At 41.8% G+C, this 24,490-nt stretch carries 22 protein-coding genes; 10 read left to right on the forward strand and 12 right to left on the reverse strand.

Features of this window, described 5'->3' with window-relative positions; all coding sequences use genetic code 11:
• The first annotated feature begins 108 nt into the window (after positions 1-108).
• From prfB to L6494_RS15250, 8 genes are all read left to right on the forward strand, one after another.
• Positions 109-1,225, forward strand: a protein-coding gene (prfB, locus tag L6494_RS15215) for a peptide chain release factor 2 (RefSeq protein WP_237988547.1) whose coding sequence is annotated in 2 segments (ribosomal slippage) — positions 109-180 and positions 182-1,225 — 1,116 coding nt in all. Because the reading frame shifts where the segments join, the coding sequence is not laid out codon by codon here.
• 153 nt (positions 1,226-1,378) lie between these two features.
• Positions 1,379-1,534, forward strand: coding sequence for a DUF3285 domain-containing protein (locus tag L6494_RS15220; protein ID WP_237988548.1), 156 nt, complete (start codon positions 1,379-1,381; stop codon positions 1,532-1,534).
• 97 nt (positions 1,535-1,631) lie between these two features.
• The gene (gene ybeY, locus L6494_RS15225; RefSeq protein ID WP_237988549.1) at positions 1,632-2,192 is read left to right on the forward strand and encodes an rRNA maturation RNase YbeY; all 561 of its coding nucleotides are present in this window, start codon (positions 1,632-1,634) and stop codon (positions 2,190-2,192) included.
• 139 nt (positions 2,193-2,331) lie between these two features.
• On the forward strand, positions 2,332-2,787 hold the full coding sequence (locus tag L6494_RS15230; RefSeq protein ID WP_237988550.1) for a diacylglycerol kinase family protein: 456 nt from the start codon (positions 2,332-2,334) through the stop codon (positions 2,785-2,787).
• Positions 2,788-2,930: 143 nt separating this feature from the next.
• On the forward strand, positions 2,931-3,548 hold the full coding sequence (locus L6494_RS15235; RefSeq protein WP_237988551.1) for an anthranilate synthase component II: 618 nt from the start codon (positions 2,931-2,933) through the stop codon (positions 3,546-3,548).
• 172 nt (positions 3,549-3,720) lie between these two features.
• The gene (locus tag L6494_RS15240; protein WP_237988552.1) at positions 3,721-4,488 is read left to right on the forward strand and encodes an MBL fold metallo-hydrolase; all 768 of its coding nucleotides are present in this window, start codon (positions 3,721-3,723) and stop codon (positions 4,486-4,488) included.
• Between the two features lie 436 nt (positions 4,489-4,924).
• On the forward strand, positions 4,925-7,873 hold the full coding sequence (locus L6494_RS15245; protein WP_237988553.1) for a PAS domain S-box protein: 2,949 nt from the start codon (positions 4,925-4,927) through the stop codon (positions 7,871-7,873).
• A gap of 2 nt (positions 7,874-7,875) precedes the next feature.
• Complete coding sequence (locus L6494_RS15250; protein WP_237988554.1) at positions 7,876-9,555, forward strand: hybrid sensor histidine kinase/response regulator; 1,680 nt, start codon at positions 7,876-7,878, stop codon at positions 9,553-9,555.
• A 540-nt stretch (positions 9,556-10,095) separates the two neighbouring features.
• Here L6494_RS15250 and L6494_RS15255 read toward each other — a convergent pair.
• The 8 genes from L6494_RS15255 to L6494_RS15290 all read right to left on the reverse strand — a co-directional run bounded on the left by L6494_RS15255 (position 10,096) and on the right by L6494_RS15290 (position 19,296).
• The gene (locus L6494_RS15255) at positions 10,096-10,959 is read right to left on the reverse strand and encodes a DUF6671 family protein (RefSeq protein WP_237988555.1); all 864 of its coding nucleotides are present in this window, start codon (positions 10,957-10,959) and stop codon (positions 10,096-10,098) included.
• A 72-nt stretch (positions 10,960-11,031) separates the two neighbouring features.
• Positions 11,032-11,616, reverse strand: a complete 585-nt coding sequence (gene hemJ / locus L6494_RS15260; RefSeq protein WP_190703530.1) for a protoporphyrinogen oxidase HemJ — start codon at positions 11,614-11,616, stop codon at positions 11,032-11,034.
• A 745-nt stretch (positions 11,617-12,361) separates the two neighbouring features.
• Positions 12,362-12,733 carry a hypothetical protein gene (locus L6494_RS15265; protein WP_237988556.1) on the reverse strand — a complete coding sequence of 124 codons (372 nt, stop codon included), beginning with the start codon at positions 12,731-12,733 and terminating at the stop codon, positions 12,362-12,364.
• Between the two features lie 70 nt (positions 12,734-12,803).
• Complete coding sequence (locus L6494_RS15270) at positions 12,804-14,012, reverse strand: glycosyltransferase family 4 protein (protein WP_237988558.1); 1,209 nt, start codon at positions 14,010-14,012, stop codon at positions 12,804-12,806.
• A gap of 92 nt (positions 14,013-14,104) precedes the next feature.
• On the reverse strand, positions 14,105-15,109 hold the full coding sequence (locus L6494_RS15275; RefSeq protein WP_237988559.1) for a GDP-mannose 4,6-dehydratase: 1,005 nt from the start codon (positions 15,107-15,109) through the stop codon (positions 14,105-14,107).
• A gap of 329 nt (positions 15,110-15,438) precedes the next feature.
• On the reverse strand, positions 15,439-16,059 hold the full coding sequence (locus tag L6494_RS15280; protein ID WP_237988561.1) for a cytochrome c oxidase subunit 3: 621 nt from the start codon (positions 16,057-16,059) through the stop codon (positions 15,439-15,441).
• Between the two features lie 201 nt (positions 16,060-16,260).
• Entirely contained in the window at positions 16,261-17,979 is a 1,719-nt protein-coding gene (gene ctaD / locus L6494_RS15285; protein WP_237988563.1) for a cytochrome c oxidase subunit I, read from the reverse strand.
• Between the two features lie 234 nt (positions 17,980-18,213).
• Entirely contained in the window at positions 18,214-19,296 is a 1,083-nt protein-coding gene (locus tag L6494_RS15290) for a cytochrome c oxidase subunit II (RefSeq protein ID WP_237988565.1), read from the reverse strand.
• A gap of 403 nt (positions 19,297-19,699) precedes the next feature.
• Here L6494_RS15290 and L6494_RS15295 point away from each other — a divergent pair, with 403 nt between their 5' ends.
• Together L6494_RS15295 and L6494_RS15300 are read left to right on the forward strand one after the other, a co-directional pair.
• Positions 19,700-20,647 (forward strand): COX15/CtaA family protein, encoded by a 948-nt coding sequence (locus L6494_RS15295; RefSeq protein ID WP_237988566.1) that lies wholly within the window; start codon positions 19,700-19,702, stop codon positions 20,645-20,647.
• A gap of 429 nt (positions 20,648-21,076) precedes the next feature.
• Entirely contained in the window at positions 21,077-22,021 is a 945-nt protein-coding gene (locus L6494_RS15300; protein WP_237988568.1) for a heme o synthase, read from the forward strand.
• An 80-nt stretch (positions 22,022-22,101) separates the two neighbouring features.
• Here the strand turns inward: L6494_RS15300 and L6494_RS15305 are convergent, their stop codons facing one another.
• The 4 genes from L6494_RS15305 to L6494_RS15320 all read right to left on the reverse strand — a co-directional run bounded on the left by L6494_RS15305 (position 22,102) and on the right by L6494_RS15320 (position 24,234).
• The gene (locus tag L6494_RS15305; RefSeq protein WP_237988570.1) at positions 22,102-22,437 is read right to left on the reverse strand and encodes a type II toxin-antitoxin system RelE/ParE family toxin; all 336 of its coding nucleotides are present in this window, start codon (positions 22,435-22,437) and stop codon (positions 22,102-22,104) included.
• Entirely contained in the window at positions 22,421-22,708 is a 288-nt protein-coding gene (locus L6494_RS15310) for a type II toxin-antitoxin system Phd/YefM family antitoxin (protein ID WP_237988571.1), read from the reverse strand. The genes L6494_RS15305 and L6494_RS15310 overlap by 17 nt, the downstream gene beginning before the upstream one ends.
• Positions 22,709-22,746: 38 nt before the next feature.
• Positions 22,747-23,622 carry a lysostaphin resistance A-like protein gene (locus L6494_RS15315; RefSeq protein ID WP_442946959.1) on the reverse strand — a complete coding sequence of 292 codons (876 nt, stop codon included), beginning with the start codon at positions 23,620-23,622 and terminating at the stop codon, positions 22,747-22,749.
• A 177-nt stretch (positions 23,623-23,799) separates the two neighbouring features.
• Positions 23,800-24,234 (reverse strand): AbrB family transcriptional regulator, encoded by a 435-nt coding sequence (locus L6494_RS15320; RefSeq protein ID WP_237988572.1) that lies wholly within the window; start codon positions 24,232-24,234, stop codon positions 23,800-23,802.
• Positions 24,235-24,490 lie beyond the last annotated feature (256 nt).

The following is a 24,490-nucleotide window of genomic DNA, read 5'->3' on the forward strand; positions in this document are numbered from 1 at the left end:
AAGGTTGGAAAATTTCGGGGAGAAGTCAAAGCTAGAATCCGAAAGTCAAATACAATAAATACCAATATCTCAAAATTTGTCCGCAACGATTTACTTCAAGCCAGCACAATGGATGTATTAGAACTTAAACGCGAAATCGAAACGTTGTCTAGTCGCCTGGGCAAGACCCAGGACTATCTTTGACGTACCTGCACTGACAGCTAAAATTCACGACCTAGAACAAATAGCAGCACAGCCAGAATTTTGGGATGACCAAACTACAGCCCAAAAAACGCTGCAAGAACTCAATGACCTAAAAGACCATCTAGAACAGTATCGTCAGTGGCACGTCAGCTTGGACGATACGAAGGCAGTGGTTGAGCTTTTAGAACTGGAAACCGATGAAGCATTATTAAAAGAAGCCGAGTCTACCATCAGCAACTTGAATCGTGACCTCGACCAGTGGGAATTACAACAATTGTTGTCTGGCCCCTATGATGCAGAAGGGGCGGTATTGACCATCAACGCTGGGGCTGGTGGTACAGATGCTCAAGACTGGGCATTTATGCTGTTAAGAATGTATACCCGTTGGGCAGAAGCGCATGGTTATAAGGTAGCTTTAGCTGAAGAGTCAGAAGGTGACGAAGCCGGCATTAAATCAGCCACCTTAGAAATTACTGGTCGCTACGCTTACGGCTATTTGCGTTCAGAAACAGGTACACATCGACTTGTACGAATTTCACCTTTTAATGCTAATGGTAAACGCCAAACTAGCTTTGCTGGGGTGGAGGTGATGCCGCAGATAGATAGTAAAGTGCAGTTGGATATCCCTGACAAGGATTTGGAAATTACTACAACTCGGTCTGGTGGTAAAGGTGGACAGAACGTCAACAAAGTAGAAACAGCAGTGCGGGTAGTTCACCTACCGACAGGAATTGCTGTGCGCTGTACAGAAGAACGTTCTCAGTTGCAAAACAAAGAGAAAGCCCTAGCCAGACTCAAAGCCAAGTTGTTAGTGATTGCCCAAGAACAACGCGCTCAAGAAATTGCCGAAATTCGCGGTGATATGGTAGAAGCTTCCTGGGGAAACCAAATCCGTAACTATGTATTTCACCCTTACCAGATGGTAAAGGATTTACGTACCAATGTGGAAACAACTGCGATCGCTGACATAATGAACGGCGAACTGGATATGTTCATCCAAGCCTATCTACGCCAGGAAAACCAACTTGTAGAATCGGTGTAATTGGGGCATAGGAGATGGGGCGATATGGGGCATCGGTAAAAGCTCAAACAGATTATTCCTGTCACCTGTCACCTGTTCCCAGTCCCCTAATCTTGCGATATAACTGCTGGCAAACTGTTACATTTATATATAAAAGAACTTGTTATTTAATTTATGAGCAATTCTCCTACAACAGAAAATCAACCCAGCTACGTCAAACTGGCGATGCGAAATATGGTGCGGAAGGGTGGTACTTCTTTGAAGCATTTCCTGCTCACCACAGTAGGACTATTAGTGGTTTTTGTCGGTTTAGCTTACCTCACACACTAAACAAACCATTTCATTAATTCGTAGCGAATCCTCCGCGTACCTCCGCGCCTCCCTCTGCGTAACTTCGCGTTGAAATTTCCCTCTTCAATTCGCCACGATGCTAAACCCTTATAAGGAAATTTTGCAGTTGGTAGAATTCGACCTTGATGTACAAGATATTTTTTGCGAGTCTTCCCCTGAAGAAGCTGTCAAATCTCACTATCTTCAGAACCAAATTGCACCTGAAACGTGGGAAAACTGGTTTAATTGCTGGTTAGAGATTCTGCAACCCCATCTACCGCCAGCGTCTAGTTATGAAATTGGGCTGCGTTTGACTGATGATGCAGAAATTCAAGAACTGAACGCCCAGTATCGTCAGCAAAATAAGCCAACAGACGTTCTGTCATTTGCAGCCTTAGAAGTAGATTTTCCAGAAGTGGCGGAAATGTCCCTTGCGCCTTTGTATTTAGGGGATATAGTTGTTTCAGTAAACACGGCACAACGTCAAGCTCAACAACAGGAACATAGTTTATCTACTGAGTTTGCTTGGTTGGTAGCTCACGGCTTACTGCATCTGTTGGGCTGGGATCATCCTGATGAGGAAAGTTTAATGGAAATGTTAAAGCAGCAAGTAATTTTACTGGGGTCAATTGGTATTCATATAGACATAGAATATTAAATATTTTTGTGTCTATAAGTGTGAAATTTAGACGAGCCTAATATAATACTTCTGTAAAAAAGTGAGTTAAAGTTTGTTGCAATAGTAAAATAATCACAGATTCTCCGTATATTTACCTTAGCCTACTGATTTTAAGCCTATGTCTCAACAAATCTCTCCCCCACCCACTCAAAATCAATTATTCACCTTCGTCAACAAAGAACGAGACCTTTCTTGGCAAGTAGCTTCTAGTCTACTTGTGAGTTTCAAGTACGCTTGGGCTGGAATTACCTACAGTTTTCAGACGCAACGCAATTTTCGCATTCATGTAAGTGTTTGCACATTAGCGATCGCTCTCAGCGTCTTTTTACATTTACAACCAGTTGAAATCGCCATTATTGGCATCACTAGCGGTTTAGTATTGGCACTGGAGTTATTAAACACGGCGATCGAGTCCCTTGTAGATTTAACCGTCAAGCAGACATACCATGAATTGGCAAAAATCGCTAAAGATTGTGCGGCAGGTGCTGTGCTTGTCTCCGCTTTGGTAGCAGTGTTAGTGGGATCTGTGCTGTTGCTTCCACCCTTGGTAGTTATGATGATGTCAGCTTTCTAAATTGTTTACTCCACCTAGCGCAGCATTAATTACTAAGATTTACTTGGCGTATAGTCATAATTGATGGCGATCGCGTTTACACTGGTGCAAAACTAGTGACAATTAAACACGGTGAGAGTAAAAATTAGGAGCTATTATAGGCTGTGATTATAGTTATCGATAATTACGACAGCTTCACTTATAATTTAGTGCAGTATCTCGGAGAACTAGCAGCTGAGTTCCCCGTAGCGTCAGATATTCAAGTTTTTCGCAACGATAAAATATCCTTAGCCGAAATTCAGCAATTACAACCGGATGCTATAGTCATCTCCCCTGGCCCTGGTCGTCCAGAAGATGCAGGTATATCCCTAGATTTAATTCAAGAATTAGGGACGAGTTTACCTATATTAGGCGTATGTTTGGGTCATCAAAGTATTGGTCAAGTATTTGGTGGTAAAATTGTTTCTGCTCCAGAATTAATGCACGGTAAAACTTCTCAGGTAACTCACACTGGGATAGGTGTTTTCCAGGGGTTAGAAAATCCTATGACAGCCACTAGGTATCATAGTCTGGTGATTGAACGCGAGACTTGCCCGGAAGTTTTAGAAATCACCGCTTGGGTAGAAGATGGCACAATCATGGGAGTACGACACCGGAACTATCCTCACATTCAAGGTGTCCAATTTCATCCAGAGAGTGTTCTCACATCTTTAGGAAAACAGTTACTACGAAACTTCCTGCAACAGTTACCAAGCCCCGTTGGGGCGGGTGTAGGGGTGTAGGGGTTGCATGGTGGTAGGGGGAATAAAGAGCAGCCAACCTAACCCTTGGGTTAAAAGCCCTGCTCCTTGTGGCAACCGTGTTGGGTTCTTTTTCAATCCCTGTCCAACACCTTAAACCCTTAAACCCTTACACCCTTAAACCCTTACACCCTTAATGAAAAGAGAAGAATTAATGAAACGACGACAGTTTATTGGCTATGCTGGGGTGGGACTCGCCACGGCTATAGTTCCTACCTTTGCTTCTTACCTCCCAGCTAATGCCCAATCTGGTGGGGTATCTGTACAATGGTTGGGTCATACTTGCTTTCTATTTACTGGTGGCGGGGTGAAAATTCTCGTTAACCCCTTTCGCCAACTAGGTTGTACGGCTGGATATCGTTTGCCAAAAGTCTCAGCAGATTTAGTCTTGATTAGCAGTCAATTACTAGATGAAGGTGCGGTGGATGGCTTACCAGGGAATCCTAAGTTAGTATTTACCGCCGGATCTTATGAATTTAAAGGGATTCAGTTGCAAGGAATTGCCATCGATCACGATCGCAAAGGTGGTAAGCAATTTGGGATAAATACTGCTTGGAAGTGGCAGCAAGGGGGAGTTAATATCTTACATCTAGGGGGAGCAGCCGCGCCTATTTCTCTAGAACAAAAAATCCTCATGGGGCGACCAGATGTATTATGTGTCCCTGTGGGTGGTAGTGACAAAGCTTATAATGCTGAAGAAGCAAAACAAGCGATCGCAGTTTTAAATCCCAAAATTGTTATTCCCACCCACTACCGCACACAAGCTGCTGATCCTAACGCCTGTGATATTGCGCCACTGGATGAATTTTTAACCGTGATGCAGGGTACTACCGTGCGTCGTAGTAATAGCGACACGATTAATATTAATTCTGGTAATTTACCTGATAGTAGTCTGATTCAGGTTTTAAGTTACAAATTTTGAATTGATAACTGTGAATAGCGATCGCATCAAATTCATTACATTGTAATCACTTTGTCACAATCACTTGATACTCTAGGTAATAAGTAAACATTATGTTTGCTCCTCACACCATAAAATCCCCCTCTGACTATTAATCAGCAGAGGGATTTTTTTAGGGAACACCAAACAATAAATTATCTGTAATTGATGGTTGGGTAGGGTGCGTCAGTATGAATAATTTCTGAGTATAGTTAGGTTCTATCGCACTGACGCACCCTACAATTTGGATATTTTTTTTATCTGGAAGTCCATCTAGTTCTAGAACAACAAAAATTAGTAAATATTTTCACAGAACGAGATGTAGTAAGAGCGATCGCTAATAAAATTAATTTTGCAGAGATGACCATTGCAGAACGGATGCTGCAACTTAGTTGCTGGAGTTTAGACTAAAAGCAATATGAGAGAACGCAAACGTATAGAAACGCAACTATTGCAAACAGAAACTCAATATCGATTGTTGTTTGCAACTAACCCCAATCCCATGTGGATTTTTGACCTTGAAACTTTGAGATTTCTAGCAGTGAATCAGGCTGCAATTCTCAACTATGGGTACTCTGAGCCAGAGTTTCTCTCAATGACCCTTGCAGATATTCGTCCCCCTGAGCAAATTTCCTATTTACAAACTGCTATCTCCAATTTTAAGCGTTCTTCCTGCCCCATATTTGTCTGTGAAGCCAAACATTGTAAACGAGACGGTACTATCATTGATGTAGAAATTAATTCCCATCGCATCACTTGGGAAGATAAAGCAGCTGGATTTGCGCTGATAAAAGATATTACAGCAGAGAAAACTGCGCTACGCGATCGCCAGCAGAGTCAAGCCTTGTTAGAAGAAGCCCAACAAGTCGCTCGTCTGGGAAATTGGGAATATAATCTGGAAACTGGCAAAATTAACTGGTCAAAACAGCTATTTAATTTATATAATCGAGACCCAGCCCAATTAGAACCAAACTATCAAGAACTTCTGCAAATTTTTCATCCAGAGGATGCAGAAAAACTAACTCAAGCTGTTCAACATACTATTGCTACAGGTGAATCTTATAAACTGCTTTTGCGGGTAATTAAAGCTGACAATTCTATCATGTACCTGGAAGCGATTGGACACGCAGACTTCCATCCTAATGGAGAAATAGTTCGCCTCTATGGTACTACCCAAGATATTACCGAACGTATCCAAGCAGAAGAAAAACTGCGCCAAAGCGAAGCACAGCTAGTCAACACTCAAAAAATTGCCCATGTCGGCAGTTGGGAGTTAGATTTCAATACTTACCAGCGCAGTTGGTCAAAGGAAACTTTTCATATTTTTGGCTTAGATCCTCATCAGGTAGAACCAAACCACGCGGAGTTTTTACAGATGGTTCACCCAGAAGATCGCGCAGCAGTGCAGACTCAGTTACGACAGATCATTGCATACAGCACCCCTTTCTGTTTGGAATACCGCATTATCCGCCCTGATGGTTCAATCCGTTATGTGGAATCTAGGGCAGAAGTCACTCAGGATCATCAAGGAAATCTAGCCAAGCTATTTGGAGCTATTTTAGATATTACAGAACGCAAACAAGCCGAAGCAGCCTTAGCCAGAAGTGAAGAACAACTCAGGCTAACATTTGAATTTAATCAAATTGGGACTTGGAACTGGAATGTAAAAACTGGTGAAGTAGTCTGGAATGACAACCACTATCGTCTGTTAGGTTTAGATCCAGCCACATCAGCCGCGACGTATCAAACATGGCGGGACACTGTTCATCCAGAAGATATTGAACGAGTTGAACAGCTTGTATCCAAAGCCCTGATTGAGCATACTAATTTTGACGCGGAATATCGAGTGATTCATCCCGATGGTAGTATGCACTGGCTAACGGGGAGAGGTCGCGGAATTTATAACGCAGCAGACGAACCGATCAGAATTTTAGGCATAATTATTGATATTAGCGATCGCAAATTTGCAGAACAAGCCCTTCAAGAAAAAGAAACCTTTTTACGCAGTATCTACAATAGCGTCGGACAGGCAATTTTTGTCGTTGATGTGATCAATAATGATTTTCGCTATGTAGGTTTAAACCATACTCACGAGATCCTCACAGGTTTAGATTCTAATGAGTTACAAGGTAAAACCCCAGAGCAGATTCTCCCACCAAATTTAGCTGCTATTATACGGCAGCATTATCAAGATTGTCTTGATGCTGGAGATACTATTACCTATGAAGAGTCTCTACCTTTCCAGGGTCAGCAAACTTGGTGGATTACTACCCTCACGCCTTTAAAAGACGTAAATTCACGCATTTATCGTATTGTGGGTAATAGCGTCAATATTAGCGATCGCAAACGTACTGAACAGATGCTGGAACTACAAGCCGTCATTACCCGGAACATGGCTGAGGGTATTTGCTTGATTCGGGCGGATGATGGTGTAACTGTCTATACCAACCCCAAATTTGATCAGATGTTTGGTTATGAATCTGGTGAATTAATAGGTCAGCACGTTTCAGTTATCAACTACGAAGACGACGAAATTACAGCTAAGTCTGTGAATGAAGTGATTACCGCTAATATTATGCAATATGGTGAATTCACCTATGAAGTTAAGAATATAAAAAAAGATGGTACTTGCTTTTGGTCTAGTGCCACTAGCTCTGTTTTTGAACATCCTGAACATGGCACAGTGTTTGTGACTGTTCAACAAGATATCACGGAACAAAAGCAAGCTGAGGAAAAAATTAAAGCATCTTTAAAAGAAAAAGAAGTATTACTCAAAGAAATTCACCATCGCGTTAAAAATAACCTGGGAATTGTCAGTAGTCTACTACAAATGCAGTACAGACGCACTCAAGATTCTCAAGCCACCGCCATCCTACTAGATAGCAAAAATCGCATCGCTTCCATTTCTCTAGTACACGAAAAACTTTATCGTTCTGATGATTTAGCTAACATCAATTTTGCTCAATATATTCCAGACTTAACAACTCACTTATTTGATTCATATAATGTTAGTTCCAGTAATATTCAATTGAATATTCAAGTTGAAGATGTCAGTCTAGACATTGAAACGGCTATTCCTTGTGGCTTAATTATTAACGAATTAGTTTCCAATGCCTTGAAATATGCCTTTCCTATAGATTGTACAGGCAAAATTCAAGTTAGCTTATCTCAGGCGAGTAATCATACCTTAATACTCATCATTCGTGATAATGGTGTTGGGCTACCTGCGGAATTTGAAAGCAAAAAAACCAAAACCCTGGGTATGAATCTCATCCAGGGGTTAGTCAAGCAGCTAAGAGGAACACTAGAAATTAACAGTCAGCAGGGAACAGAGTTTAAAATTTCTTTTACAGCAGGTAAAGCGTAAAGATGTTCAGTATCTCCTCAGACACACAAAAATTTAAAACAATCAGGATTCTAGTTGTAGAAGATGAATATATCTTGGCAATCAACCTGCAAGAAACTTTAGAATCCCTAGGCTACAAAGTTGTTGATATTGCTGATACCGCCGAATTAGCAATTGCAAAAGCCACTGAGTTAAGCCCAAACTTGATTTTGATGGATATCCGACTGCGAGGGGAAACCGACGGTATCCAAGCAGCAGAACAAATCTGGAATACTCTGCAAATTCCCATTATCTATGTCACTGGACATTCTGACAAAAGCACTGTAGAACGCGCCACCTTCACATTTCCCTTTGGCTATATCCTGAAACCAGTTAGAGATCAAGAACTTTATGTTGCAATTCAAACAGCACTCAATCGCTATGAACACGAACAATTTTTGAGTTCTGTACTGCGAGGAATGGGGGACGGGGTGATTGTTGTTGATGCTCAGTTGCACATCAAATACATGAATCAAGTTGCTGAAGCACTCACAGGATGGCAACTAAATCAAGCCAAAGACCAAATAGTAACTGAAATCTTACAACTAATTGACGAGAAAACCCTACAATCAGCCCCAAATCCCCTGTTCTCTGCTATTCAACAAGCCACAACTATCTATCTAGGCAGTGATATCCTATTAAGCACTAAAGATGGCACATCAATTCCCATTGCAGATAGTGCTACTTGCTTGCGAGATCACAATGGTCTGATTACAGGCGGTGTGATGGTATTCCGAGATGATACCCAAAGAAGACTAGCAGAAGAAAGCAATCTTGCAGCCGAGCGTTCCCGCCAGCTAGAATTGCAAATGGTAGAGATGCAAAGAATCAACCAGTTAAAAGAGGATTTTTTGGCTACTACTTCCCATGAAATGCGATCGCCATTATCGAACATCAAAATGGCTATTAGTACCCTTAAAGATATTCTCAATCAACAAAATATTTTTAAAGCTTTTTCCCCAGATGCTTTCGAGTCTACATTTCATTACTTGAATATCCTCTATTATGAATGCGAACGGGAATTAAATTTAGTGGATGATTTGCTGAGTATGCGAATCATGGATGCAGAATCTTATCCATTAGAGTTAACTTTGATTCAAGTCCAAGAATGGCTACCTCAACTAGTTGAAAGTTTTCAAGATATTACCCAAAATCAAAAACAGATTTTAAAAGTAACTGTTCCGCCAGACTTACCATCTTTAGTTTCTGATTTAGGTCTTTTAACTCGCATCATGTCAGAGTTACTCACCAATGCTTGTAAGTACACTCCTCCTTTTGGTCATATCACAGTAACCGTTCATTTTACCCAAAACCCGAAAAATCTCCGCAATCAGGATAATCCCGTAGATGGTGACGAGTTTCATCTATTACCCTCCTTGCAAATTACAGTTAACAATTCTGGAGTAGACATTCCCACACAAGAACAATCTCATATTTTTGAACCTTTCTATCAAATCTCTCAAAATACAACAAAAGACCAGTTATCAATTTTTGACGCATCTTACCAACTTCCTCAAGGTGATTCCTGGCAAGATAGTGGTACAGGTTTGGGGTTAGCATTGGTTAAAAAGTTAGTGGAATATCTCCAAGGCACAATTGAAGTTAAGAGTGGTAACGGTTTGACAAGTTTTACGATTCAGTTGCCTTTAAGATTTTCAAAGTAACGTAAACTTCTTACATAAATGCTGAAGCTGTCATGTTGAGCAAAGCGAAACATCTCTTAGATTCTACATTTCATTCAGAATGACACATCTTATTTTTGGACTCTTGCAAGAGGTCTAGTGTTTTGATATACAATCTTGATGCTCTGAGAGAATATTTTATCTATCTAATGGCAGAATTGCAGTGTAGGCGATAAATACTAAATAAATAACTATTCCGATCACCTGACGAACTGGAATTTTAAATCTACCCGTTACTATCTAGCAACGGGAGATTTTTTTTATAAATATAAAATTATGTGCCTAGATGTAGCTTGGGTTGAGGCTTTGCGTAGGTGCAGCCTTATCGGTAGATTAACCCAAAATTGATAACGGTGTTGGGTTTTCATGGTCAACATAATTCGTAATTGATAATGGACTAACGTCCCGCTACGCTCTAAGCGCAGCTATGCCGCAGGCTTTACGTAATTCGTAGTTACAATCAGTAGTGGCTTGCACCCTCTTTAATTACGAATTACGAATTACGAATTAGTAATTATTTAGTCAAGGGTTACAGTACATACATTGAGCAGGATTGGCAAATTTTTGACCATTAGGAAATAATTGTTCTTGTCTAAAACCACATTTTTTACATTGATATATGACTGTATGGATTAATGTAGTTGGCGTATGACAAACTTCACAGGGTAATCCGGGAATGCGTTCAGTAACTTCAAATCCTGGTGTTTGGCATTTAGGGCAACAACTGTTGATTTTATGTAGTAAATTACGGGTAGCTTTTTCTATATTTTTCATGCGGGTTGGATTGTAAATTGCCCGCATATCTGTCTCAAGATTTATTTTGTTGTTATGTGCATTTTCTAAAGCAAAGTTCACAGCATCTAGGAATTTTTCTTCGGTGTTAATACCTTTGATAACTTCACTACGGCAATTTTCTGAAACTTCAAACCAGACACAAATGCCATGTTTAGGGAAGCCTATCTTATGAGCAAATTCATAGGCTTCTGCTACACTTTTAACAACCTGATGATTAAAATTAGTATCTGTAGAAAATTCCTCACCAATAATTTCTAAATTATTAACTTTATCTAATAAAACTACGATTTCTAGATTAGCGTAAATATAAGGTACTATGGGATGAGGATTAAAACTACCTTCGCTAGCGATCGCTAAATTTTCTCCAGTGAGTTCTAAAGCTTTTTGGGCTTTTAACTTAGCGGCGGCGATTTGCGTACCTGGGCGTTTAATGTCTCTGGTAAATGTACCGAAAATATCTGTATTAAATTCTTGGGGTACTATAGCCCTAATTCCTAATTCCTGTTCTAATAAGGGAGCAATCACTTTTTCTTTGTGGTGCATTGTCGCTATGACAGCCACGCGATCGCTAAATAATTCCTGATATTTCATATAAGATATACCTGAGATATCGCAACTATTTTGTGATATTTCCTAATGCTACGATATCTCCGGCAATCCAGTCTAACTTTGTTCTTGAGGAACTTGTCCTATTTGGGCTGTCAGTTTCTCTTTATCCAGCCTGCGTTTTCTGGCGTATAGTTGAATTGTCACCGCCATCAAAATAATCAGTGCAAAAATCAACCAAGCTGTCAGGTCGGTGGGTAGATTATTCTTAAACACAGCCAGCATCACTATCACTACTAGCATAACTGTAGGTGCTTCATTCAACGCCCGTAACTGCTGCCCACTCCAGCGACATTCATCGGCGGCTAACTTCTTCATTAACCGACCGCAGTAATGATGATAACCCAACAGCAAAACCACAAACAGCAACTTGAAGTGTAACCAACCCTCTTTTAAAACTTCCGGTTCTGTACTTAATAAACCAATAGCCATTGCTACCGTCACCAACATTCCTGGGGTAGTAATGATGTTATAGAGGCGTTTTTCCATAATTTGATACTGATTTTTCAGTATCGTCCGTGCTGGTTCTGGTTCTTGGTTAGCTTCTACATGATAGATAAATAGACGTACCAGGTAGAACAACCCCGCAAACCAAACCACAATGCCAATAATATGAAATGCTTTAAACCAGGAATAAGCCATGAATTGCAACCTGCCTTTGTGAATCTCTTCTCTCAATAATTGCCGGTACTATCATTATCAGGTTACGGCAAAACTTGATTCCACATTGCAGATATGTGAAGAAGTGTAACTTTCAGCAGGGGATTGGGGACTGAGGACTGGAAGATAGACATGATTTTCAGCACAAACCATTGCATGAATCCGAGTGAAGTACCAACTATTGCACCAGATACAGATACCCAAAACCACCCGTCAGAATAATAACTATAACTCTGATTTGAAAATGGAGTTGCCAGAAAAATTCCTATAGCCGTACCTAAAACAGTGAACAATACCCACTACTTACAAGGAAACAGATGTCTCAGTATTAACCACTGTATACTGCCCCACAAAGTAAAAGGAATAATAAAACCAATTCGCAATTCGCAATTCGCAATTCGCAATTAAACTAAGCCACCCACAAGGGGTGGGGTTTTTACCTACCTTGCGATACAAGGACTGTTTCGCCCACCAGGGGCGAGGTTTTGAACCTTCACTTTTTGATAAAACAAGCGTTATAAAAGTCAAAGGATTACTAGAACTTTGATTCATTTTGAACATAACGAGCCAGACAAGCAAGGCCACGGTATTTGCTAACATCCATTGTAGCCAAAAGCTCCGTCCAACGGTCGTAGTTTGAGTTGCTACTGGAGTTGTTGCTGGTGGCTGGGGTGGATTTATCTCCGTTATAGGAAATAGGGCATGGAAACCTGACTTATTCCCCAATTCAATCTTCTAATTGCTGACTTGGTATTTCTACTGCTGTGACATCAATTGTCCCTTCTGGTGCGAAGCGTTGAAAATGACCTTTTTGTACTGTTAGTTGTTCTCCACAGTTAGGACACTGCAATTGGCTATTATTTAAACCTGTAAATTCATATGCACAGACCGGACATTTATCAGCCACCAAGTTGCGTTCTAACCACCAGCGCAACCCAAAAAACGCTACCACAGGGGCTAGCAATAGCAATCCAAAAAGAATCACCAACGAATTTACTAACCAGCCCAAACCCAAAGAAGCCAGCAACCAAGTAACTGCTAACAGTGTCAGCAAGGGACGGAGATTCAAAAGATTCAGTTGAGAATTGTTAAGCCGCATTTTTAAATATTATCTTGCTCTTTCTCTAGGATAACGAGTTTATTCGATGGTCATTAATCATTAGTTACTCTCACCTGTCCCCTGTCCCCTGTCCCCTCTCAAGTAGAGACAAAAGTTGCTGTTGCAAGGCTGCTTGACCAAAATTAGCGATCGCCTGTTCTCTTAGCCATTGTCCATCACAACGCGGATCTTTTCCTTGAAGAATTTCGATACAAGCTGCGGCTACGGCTTCTGGATTACGGTGGGGGACTTGCCACCCAACTTTACCATCTTGCAAGGGGTCAGCAGATCCATCATTATCACCAGATAATACTGGTATGCCACAGGCCATAGCCTCTAAATAAACAATGCCAAAACCTTCTTGAGACGGCATGATATAGGCATCAGCGAGGCGGTAATGTGCTATTAAATCTTCTGTAGGGACAAAACCAGCAAAGACAACGCGATCGCTTACACCTAAATCTTGGGCTAGCTGTGCTAATCGCGGTTGGTCATCCCCGCGACCAATAACTAAATATTTTACTTCTGGGAACACCTGTAATATTTTGGGTAAGGCGCGAATTGTCACATCTACACCTTTATATATATCTCCTGACCACAATCGCGCTACGGTCATGATGACCTTAGCATCCGTTAAGCCGTATTTCGTTACTAATTCCGGTAGCTTTGCGCCGGGAGTAAATCTATCCCCATCAATGGCACAAGGTAGCATTCTGACCTTGTTAGGATCTATGCCATTAGCAGCACAGGCTTGATCACGACTATAGCGGCTAATTGTCCAAATTTCGTTTGCTGCGGCTATTGCGCGGCGTTCTCGTTTTGGGAGTTCTTGCCAAACTTCTTTACCATAGGTGAGGATGGTGTAAGGAATCCCCAGTGGTTGACAGAGGGTTTGGATAAGTGCAGCCAGTTTAATATGACCGCAGAAAACCCGTTCGGGGCGGTTTTGCAATAAATACTTAAGTAATGCCCCAGCCATTGTAATTCTTCCCATCTGGGGCGACTGATTTTTAAAGTAATAAAATTTTAAGCCATGACCGTCTATCGGTCGTAGACTATCGCCCTCAAACGGATTTGAACAATTGGGACTATCGCGCAACAAAAATACTTCTGCTTGATAACCTGCACCCAAGCTTAAATAAGCACGAAAAATATCCTTCACATAGGATTGAATACCACCTTCCAGTGCAAAAATCTCTAAGAACACAAAAACATGATTAACTTGTTGACTGGAATCTGCACCCAAATTAATTTTTTCTGCCACTGGATCAATTAGCATTGATATTCTTATTATTTATTTAATTTATGAAATACACCCAGGAAGGGAAGTTGATAACTGATAACTGATAACTGATAACTGTTAAAAGCACTCTACTCTACGAGGAGTTGTTTGCTAGACACTTCAGCTATTTTACCGTTTTGTAATCGCTCTATATCTGTTTGCACCATTTGCTCTAAAAGTCGTTCAAAGCTAATTTGCCCTTCCCACCCTAGATTCTTTTTCGCTTTAGCGGGGTTAGCTACCAGTTGAAAATGCTCATCTGCTCTGAGGAAATCAGGATTGATAACTACGTGATTTTGCCAATTTAATCCTACACATTCAAAAGCTATAGATACCAGTTCCCTAACACTATGTAATTTACCTGTGCCAATTACATATTCCTCTGGCTCATCAACTTGTAGCATCAACCACATAGCTTTTACGTAATCACCTGCAAAACCCCAATCCCGTTTGGCATCTAGACTACCCATTTCCAGTTTGTCAGCTAAACCAAGTTTGATCGATGCTGCGGCCAAAGAAACTTTACGGGTAACAAATTGTGGTGGACGTAGAGGTGATTCATGATTGTATAAAATCCCACTACAAGCAAATAGACCATAGCGTTGACGGTGATGCACCATTGTCCAATGAGCGTGGAGTTTAGCTGCTGCATAGGGATTTTTGGGTCTACAGGGAGTGTCTTCATCTTGAGGAGAACAGAAAACATCCCCAAACATCTCCGAACTACTAGCTTGATAAAACCGGGTAGATAAACCCACTTGTCGGACTGCATCTAATAAACGTGTAGCAGTCCCAGTAATTAGGTCTAGTGTTCCCAGTGGATCTTTCCACGAATCAGGGACAAAACTAGGTGCAGCCAAATTATAAATTTCGTGGGGACGGAGTTGTTCTACTGCATTCAAAATTGCCGTGCTATCTCTCAAGTCCACAGTGTAGATTTCCACCTGATTAGCTAAGTCACCCAACTTTGCTAAATTCGGTTGTCGGTGTGGAGAGACTAATCCCACCACTCTGTAACCATGCTTAAGAAGTAAATGGCTGAGATAGTAGCCATCTTGACCAGTAATTCCTGTAATTAAGGCTGTTTTAGTCATATTTTTTCTCCTCTTTCAGCACGTAACACCTACTATTGAGCGATCGCCAAATTACTTATAAGAAATTTTTGTACATTTACCAACCCAATCAACCGAACCAACCATAAAAGTTCTGACCAATTCTAACAAAGTAGTTACAACTACTCGTATGCAAACCTTACTATTATGCACAATAACTTTTTATACAACCAATAAAGAATATTTTCTTCTCTGTGTCTCCGTGTCTCTGTGGTTAAAAAATAATATATCTACAGAGAAATAAAAAAACCCCCATAGGGGGGGCAGAATTTTTAGTTGTCCGCGTGGAGTGAACAACTAATAAAGAATACCTACAGTAAATACAACAATCCGAACAAAATAATCCAAATTACGTCAACAAAGTGCCAATAGATTTCCGCAGCTTCCACACCAAAGTGTTTTTCATTACTGTAGTGACCAGGAGTGCGCGATCGCCACAACACAGCCACAATCGCTAAAACACCGATAGTTACGTGCAAACCGTGGAAACCAGTCAACACATAAAACGCACTAGCAAACAAATTAGTCGTCAGACCAAATTCAAGATGCGTGTATTCATAAACCTGTCCTACCAAGAAAATCGCACCCATTGCGGCGGTAATTGCCAACCAGGTACGCATACCCTTCGTATCATTCTTTTTGATAGCAGTATCAGCATTATGCATAACAAAACTACTAGCAATCAGATTGACAGTGTTCACTCCAGGTAACAATAATTCTAAATCTGGTGTCCCGGCTGGCGGCCACACAGGTAAAGTTGAACGGAAAGCTAAATAAGCCCCGAACAACCCCATAAAAATCATCCCTTCAGCAATCAAGAACACAAATATCCCAAACAGGCGATGATCGGGATGTTCTTCATGATGTCCCTCCACCGCCGCGTGGTGATGATTCAGTTCCGTTTGCGCTGGGTCAATAGTTTGACTTTGCATGAATTTTGACAAGTGTGAATGTATTGGGGATTGGGGATAAAACCAATTCGCAATTCGCAATGGACTAACGTCCCGCTTCGCTAACGCAATTCGCAATAAAAAAGGCAAAAGGCAAAAATTCTTTAATTTTGAATTTTGTTAGCACAGCGTTAGCGAGTCCGCGAGCGTCATTTTGAATTAGTTTGCTCCCCGGCTGTTTCGTTAGATTCTAGTCTCTATATCCGACTCAATGCTGGGGTATGGCTCATCGAGATCAGCCCTGAATACGGGATTCTCAGATGGAGATACATTTGCAGGTGCGTGTTTTACCCCATAGTCGTAGGGGCCTGTGGTCAATATTGGGAGAGTTTCAAAGTTTTCAATTTCTGGTGGCGAGGTGGTCATCCACTCTAAGGTGAGGGCTTTCCAGGGATTATTGCTAGCTTTCTCGCCGTATAACCAACTCCAAATAGCATTGATGATAAAGGGGAAGGTGGAAACTGCGAGAATGTACGAACCATAAGTACAAATTTCATTTAATAAGGTAAATTTGGGGTCGTACTGAGCAATCCGGCGATTCATCCCCATTAAACCTAGCTTGTGCATGGGTAGGAAAGTCATATTCAAACCCACAATTGTCAGAGCAAAATGTACTTTACCCCAAGTCTCATTAAACATCCGTCCAGTCATTTTCGGAAACCAATGATAAATGGCTGCGAAAATACCCAGCACACTACCACCGAAAAGTACATAGTGCAGGTGCGCTACTACAAAGTAAGTGTCGTGGACGTGGATGTCAAAAGGCACAGCTGCCAACATTACACCACTAATCCCACCAATTACGAAAGTCCCGACGAAACCCATCGCGAACAGCATGGGACTGTTGAACTGGATTTTGCCACCCCACATTGTTGCCAACCAGCTGAAAATTTTAATTCCTGTGGGTACGGCAATGATCATGGTGGTGATCATAAAGAACATCCGCAACCAACCGGGAATACCACTGGTAAACATATGGTGCGCCCAGACAATTAGCCCTAAGAAACTGATGGCTAAGGATGAGTAGGCGATCGCTTTATAACCGAAAATTGGTTTACGGGAGTGAATGGGAATAATCTCTGAAATTGCCCCGAAAAATGGCAAAATCATGATATATACCGCCGGGTGGGAGTAAAACCAGAACATATGCTGGTAAACTACCGGATCACCGCCACCAGTCGGGTTAAAAAATGTCGTTCCTGCTAATAAGTCAAAAGCCAGCAGAATCAAACCGGCGGCTAATACTGGTGTTGAGAGTAAAACCAACGCTGAAGTAGCCAGCATCGCCCAACAAAACAAGGGCATTTGATGGAAGCCCATACTGGGAATACGCATCTTTAGCAGGGTGACGAGAAAATTAATCGCCCCCAAAATCGATGACGTACCCAACAGCAGGACACTCATAATCCAAATACCCTCACCTACCTGTCCTGTCACCAAACTTAAGGGAGGGTAGGAAGTCCAACCGGCTTCGGCTGCATCCCCGATGACTAAACTAGCAACCAGCAACAAGCCGGCTGGGGGGATCATCCAAAAAGCTACAGCATTCAGCCTAGGGAATGCCATATCTCTAGCCCCAATCATCAGGGGAATCAGATAATTAGCAAAACCTGCCCCGGCTGGCACAATCCACAAGAAAATCATGATTGTGGCGTGCAGTGTAAATAGGCTGTTGTAGAGTTCTGGACTGACAAAATCTACTTCTGGGGTTCGCAATTCTGTACGCACCAAGTCAGCTAAAACGCCGCCAATGCAGTAAAAAATGAACGAAGTGACTAGATATTGTAGCCCAATTACCTTGTGATCGGTATTGAAGCTAAAGTAGTCTTGCCATTTTCTGACCCCTGGTTCTGGAATATGAACAGGGATGTTGGCAGTTTCTTGTAACTGAGCTTGTGTCATGGTTAAGAGTCAATAGTCAATGGTGATTAGTCAGTAGTTCTTGGTTATGGCTTTGGATTGTGGACTGTTGACTATTTAACGCGATGTGCAACTTATTTTTGAAACCCCTCTCCATAGAGCGAAGCTCTTCTCGTAGAGTACCTCCCCTGCAAGGAGAGAGGCTTTAAATCTTGCTCCCCTTCCCTACAAGGGAAGGGGTTGGGGGTTAGGTTTGAGAGAAAGTTGCACACGGCGTTATTTATGAATGTGATGTAACATTGCTGGTTGAATTCCCATGTCTTTGGTGTAAGGTGCGAGGAATTCATCTGGAGTTAGGTTAGCTGGGTTGACAGCAACGGCTTCCTTAAGAGTGTTATTATTCGCAACTAACTGCTCTTGCATCCATTTTTCAAATGCTTCAGGTTTCTCCACTACCACCTGTGTTCTCATCGCGCCGTGGTAGGGGCCGCACAGTTCAGCACAGATGAGAGTATAATCACCCTCAACTTTTGGTGTAAAGCGGAGTTCGCTTTGTCTACCAGGGATCGCATCCTGTTTCAGCCGAAATTCGGGGACCCAAAAGGCGTGAATCACATCATTAGCTGTCATATTAATTTGCACCTCCCGCCCAATGGGAACGTGCATTTCCCCAGTGGTAATACCTGTTTCGGGATAGGTAAAAATCCAAGCGTATTGTAAACCAGTGACGTTAATTTTTAACCCAGGTGGTTTGCCGGCATTTTCAGGGCTAGCCCCAATGCTAGGAGATACAATACCTACCCCTGGAGCATCCTGCTTTTGAGGAATTTGGTCAGCATTGCGGACTGCGGCTGTTGCTGGGTCTTGCATCGCCTCATCAGATTTTTGTTGATTAAGGTTGGGTGCAGTGCTAGGAGGCGTATCATTTAAAGTTGCAGCGATCGCCGCCCCAGGCATCGCCATCGATTCCTGCATAATGGGGGATTCATGGACAGAGTGGGGATCAAAGCCACCGATGTCATTATAAACTTCAAAGCTATAGACAGAAATACCGATAACAATAATTGCGGGGATCGCTGTCCAAAGTATCTCTAAAGGTACATTACCCTCAATTGGTGGGCCGTCTTCATTGTCGCCAGCCCGCCGACGATATTTAACTGCACAGTAAATTAATACACCTTCAACAATCAGAAATATACCTGCTGAGACGGTCATCATCGTATTGAAAAGACCATCTACTAGCACGGCTTCATCCGAGGCTGCTGTTGGCAACAAACCGTGATTTTGACCGTACCATAGGCTTGTTAGGGTTAGCCCGATACCAATTAATAATGTCCAGATGGAACTTGGGATTTTCACGGCTCACTTAAATGAATTAATGACGTTATCTCGAAGCGACTTACTTACTAAGGTAATCTAGGCTATTAGATATTGACCCGAAAGGTCTGAAATTTTTATTAATTTTTTCGAGTATTTTACTAATCTTGAGTAAAAGAGATTTATTACATACTTTCCAGAGTAGATATCAAAAATTAGAAAAATTTAAGGAAAATTTAGCAAATGAAATGGTATTGATAATAACAAATTTCTGACAACTTGAAAAATACCTAAAGCTTCCGGCTAGCAAGGGCAAAAGTGATTCAAATTATTAGAAGAAAGCTCATCAATAAACCTTGGTATATACGCTAGGGTGGATATGGGTCGGTATGAAAATTGCAAATTTTAAGAAGTTCTACCAAAAAGTGGGCAGAAGGTATTGTTCATGAGCGAATTTGTCCTAAAACAACAAAATGAAGCAGCAACAGAGCAGCAAAAGCCCAAGGAAGTAATTCGTCGCCTCGTGTGGAAAATGAGCATAGCCACCTTGATTTTGATGGCTATAGGCAGTGCTACCCGCGTGATGAATGCTGGGCTTGCTTGCCCAGACTGGCCACTTTGCTATGGAGAACTAGTACCAGCCAAGCAAATGAATCTCCAAGTGTTTTTGGAGTGGTTTCACCGTTTGGATGCCAGTTTAATTGGCATTAGCGCGATCGCCTTGTTTGGTTTATCCTGGTGGCATCGGCAGGCGTTACCCCGTTGGCTACCTTGGGCGGGTACATTTGCCCTGTTTTTAATCGTCTTCCAAGGGATTCTGGGCGGACTCACCGTTACTCAACTGTTACGATTTGATATCGTCACTGCCCACCTGGGGACAGCGTTATTGTTTTTCATTACCCTACTGATTATTGGCATGGCTCTGACTCCCTACCAGGGAACAGGCAACGTTGGTAAACTGCCTTGGGTGGGTTTAACAGCCGCGATTTTAGTTTATCTGCAAAGTCTATTAGGTGCTTTAGTCGGCTCTCGTTGGGCGTTACATCAGTGCTTTGGTGGTTCTCAACTGTGTGGCGTGATGTATAGCCACATTTTCGGCTTAGTACCGCCAACAGTCGCAACTTTAGCCGTAGTGTTGATTTCCTGGCGTACACCAGCACTACACCCAGCTTTGCGGAAACTAGCTAATATGGCAGGTGGGTTGTTAATTTTACAAATCTTGTTGGGATTTGCTACCTTCCGATTACATCTACAAGTCGAGCCTCTGACTGTCACTCATCAAGCTGTAGGTGCCACACTTTTGGGTGTTTTGGTGGGTTTTACAGTTCTCGCACTGCGCGACTGGGCTGCAAACGGTGAGATTGAGGTGATAGGTGTGACAGGTGACAGGTGATAGGTGACAGGTTACAGGTTATAGGTTACAGGTTATAGGTTACAGGTTACAGGTTACAGGTTAGAGATTAGTTTTTTGAATACTCAATGTAATGAATCACACAACAAGGGCATAAAAATTACTCTTTACCCTTATACCCCTACACCCCTACACCCCTACACCCCTACACCCCCACTCCTATGTTGATAATGAACTACTGACACCAAAAAAGTATGAAACAGTGAGGAGGAAGGGATCTGAGCGAAAAAGCAGGAAGCGTTTTGACTTCCACCCATCGTTGGCAGACTTTCTCCCTACAAATGAAGCTCAAAACTCTACTCCCTGCCTTTTAACTCAACACTCTCTACATGGCAGTAGTAAAGGCAAGGATTACCAATCTAGAGCAATGGCTGCACATCAGTTCTTGAAAAAAAAGGAATTAAAGTAAAAATGATCGAGACTAATGTCTCTCGCCACCACGAAACCTTTCTTCAGGTAGTTCAAAGCTATTATCAGCTAACTAAACCTAGAATTATCCCATTGCTACTAATTACTACTGCTGGGAGTATGTGGATTGCGGCAAAAGGGGAAGTAGACCCTTTGCTGTTGTTAGTTACTTTGGCTGGTGGGACGTTAGCAGCAGCTAGCGCGCAGACAATTAACTGCATTTATGACCGAGATATTGATTACGACATGGAACGGACGCGTCATCGTCCCATGCCTTCTGGGAGGGTACAACCCCGTGATGCCCTGATTTTTGCGATCGCCCTAGCAATACTTTCTTTCACCCTTCTCACGGTATTTGCAAATCTCCTAGCCGCTTTGCTAGCATTCTCTGGCATTATTTTTTATGTTTTGGTTTACACCCATTGGCTAAAGCGTCATAGTACCCAAAATATTGTCATTGGTGGGGCGGCTGGTGCAATTCCGGCTTTAGTTGGTTGGGCAGCCGTTACAGGCACTTTAAGCTGGGCTGCATGGCTAATTTTTGCGATCGTCTTTCTGTGGACACCGCCCCACTTCTGGGCTTTAGCTCTGATGATTCGTGATGACTACGCCAAGGTGGGCATTCCCATGCTACCTGTAGTGGAAGGTGCTACAGTCACGGTGAAGCAAATTTGGTACTACACTCTGATTACAGTCGTAGCAACGATGTTATTAGTTTTTCCTCTACACGCTAGCGGGATCGTTTACGCCGCCTTCGCAGCTGGTTTAGGAGGATTATTTATCCGCAAGTCTTGGTGTTTGTTACACAACCCCGAAGACCGCACTACAGCTAGAAATTTGTTTCTCTACTCTATCTCTTACATGATGCTGCTGTGTTTGGCGATGGTGGTAGATAGTCTACCCATTACCCATCGTGTGGTTACGGCTGTGATCGGTTTGATTGGTTAGAGCAATTAGCGATCGCGTTGGTATAATCTAGGACGCGATCGCATTTCTCGATATTAAACAAACTACTAAATAATTCCTTTTTATTTATCCTCTAGCTCGATATCATCATCTGTCAGATATCTTTGTGCAGTATGTCTAATTCGGTAGATATTCACTTCTGTTTCAGAAATACCAAAAAGGATTCGGTAACGAAATCGTTTTGATTTTCCGTAGAGCAGTTGGCGGATTTCTATTCCTAACTCCTCGCTTTCAGGAGCAGTAGGACAACGAGCCGGAAGATGTTTAAGTGAATCAATTGCATCAAGAAGTCCGTTAAACCATTTGTCCGCCATCTGTGGATCTCGCTCTCGAATCCAAAGGTAGGCAGCTTCCGCATCAGCCAGAGCCGACGGAGAGATGCTAATGCGAAATTCCATGCTTTCTTCTTAACCCTTCCAATGCTTCTTTTGCTAGTACTCCTTTTCCTTGCTCGATTTCCTGAATTCCTTCTCTGAGTGCAGCGACAGTTTCGGCATATTCTAACCGCTCCAAAAGTTTCTGATAGGCTTTGGCATCCTGCACGACAAGTTGAGCTGCACCGTTGACAGTCAGCACAATGGGTTTTTCACTTTGTTCCATCTGCTGAATGTACTGCTTGGTGTTCCTTTGAAACTCCGAGAGCGAGTGAATATTGTTTAGGTCGATCATAGACTAAACATGAAATTAACCGTTAATTATATGTTACATCAAATAGAAAAATAGCTAGAAAATAACCCAAGAATCAAGCTAATTCCTAAAACACAAACAATTCCCGCGACCCCGGCTAGGGGTTTTTTGTTTTTCCCAGTCCACCACTCGGAGACTTTACCTGTATAAGTGACTAGTTGGGCTGTATCTATAGTCGCGATCGTAAATACTAAAGCGGAATGTAATCCCCAGGCTATACCTAAGTTATGGCGATCGCATATTCTTGCCAAAACTAGCATCATTCCCAATAACCAAAGTCCCGGTAGTTGGGGGATAGTTTCCTGTTGTTCCCAAACTAAATGTAAGACAGCAAAAATTATGCTAGAAATCACTGCTGCTACCCATACAGGATAATCTCGCTCTAATTCTGTGAATAAAAAACCCCGAAATACTAATTCTTCTATTCCCCCAACAAGCAACGCTATCAATAAAATAGATGGCAAGATAGATGCTATTTGCTTGATATTTATTTTTTTAAAGTCGCACCAACCTAGCCAAAATTGACAGGTATATGAAATAGCTATAGTTAACACTCCTAACCCAAAACCTAGTGCTAAAGAGCCTAAAATAGCAAAATTAGGAGCAAATCCATAGTTTGAGAAAGAACTATTAGTTAGCAAAATAACACCCCAAACAATCAGAGGTGCTAATAGATACAGTGAGACAATTAATGGTAATTTTTGTTCTGGTTGTAACGGTTTTATGGGTTGCCAATGCAACAACCTGAGTAATATGAGTGCGATTGGCAGCCAACAACCTATCCAAGCAATAAAAAATGCCATCACGACAACTATTACTGGTGCATCTTTCATAAATGCCAGTACATTGTTGATGGATGGCTGAAGGAAATTGGTCAAACTAAACAAAAAAATCACGATAAAATTCTTGCAGAGTAAACATCTTGCTGATTACTCAAGACTCTACCAAAATTGGTGACTTCTGCAAGGGGTCTAATCGTATTTTTACGTTAGATAAAATTATTTAATTAGGAAAGCAAGTCTTTTCTGGTTTTAGGGATAAGTTACAAAAACTCACCCCCACTACCAGAAAATTTATTCTTCGTCTTCCAAATCTTCGTCAGCGTCTTCAACATCAATATCAGCTACAAGCTTCTTATCACTTTCACCCAGTTGAATTAAGTGAATATGCTTGTATCCTAGTCTGATTTCAAATTCATCACCTGGTTTTAAGCCCATTGCTTTGGTGTATGTAGCACCAATAACAATTTGACCGTTTTGATGAACGCTAACGCGATATGTCGGTTCACGACCACGACCATCTTTTGGTGCTTCTGGACTCAGAGGAATTCCTCTAGCCGATAGCAAAGCATCATAAAAATCAGTAAGATTGACGCGGACTTGGTTATTCTTAGTAACAGTGTAATAACCACACTGCTTGGCTCTTTCTCTTCGTGGTAAATTAGAAAGTTCTTTTACTTTCGCCAGCAGTGATTTTCCAGTTAAAGGCGCGGTTGCAGTTTCACTCATTATTCTCAAGTTTTCCTTACTCTCTCCAAACTGATAAATTATGTCGTCCTAGTCCAGTATTTGACTTTTTAGCATCTGTACAAAGCTACTGGGGACTTCAAGTTAAAGGGTGAATTCCTGCTGATATTGTTCTCAAGTACCTCTATTATGGATAACCACAACAGATGAGAGGTCACGAGTTCCACAGGTATTAGTTTCAGTGATTTTACGGCATTTTAAACCATTATTCATGATTGAGAAGGCAATCATTTTCTCG

Source organism: Nostoc sp. UHCC 0870, from assembly GCF_022063185.1.
Classification (GTDB): domain Bacteria; phylum Cyanobacteriota; class Cyanobacteriia; order Cyanobacteriales; family Nostocaceae; genus Trichormus.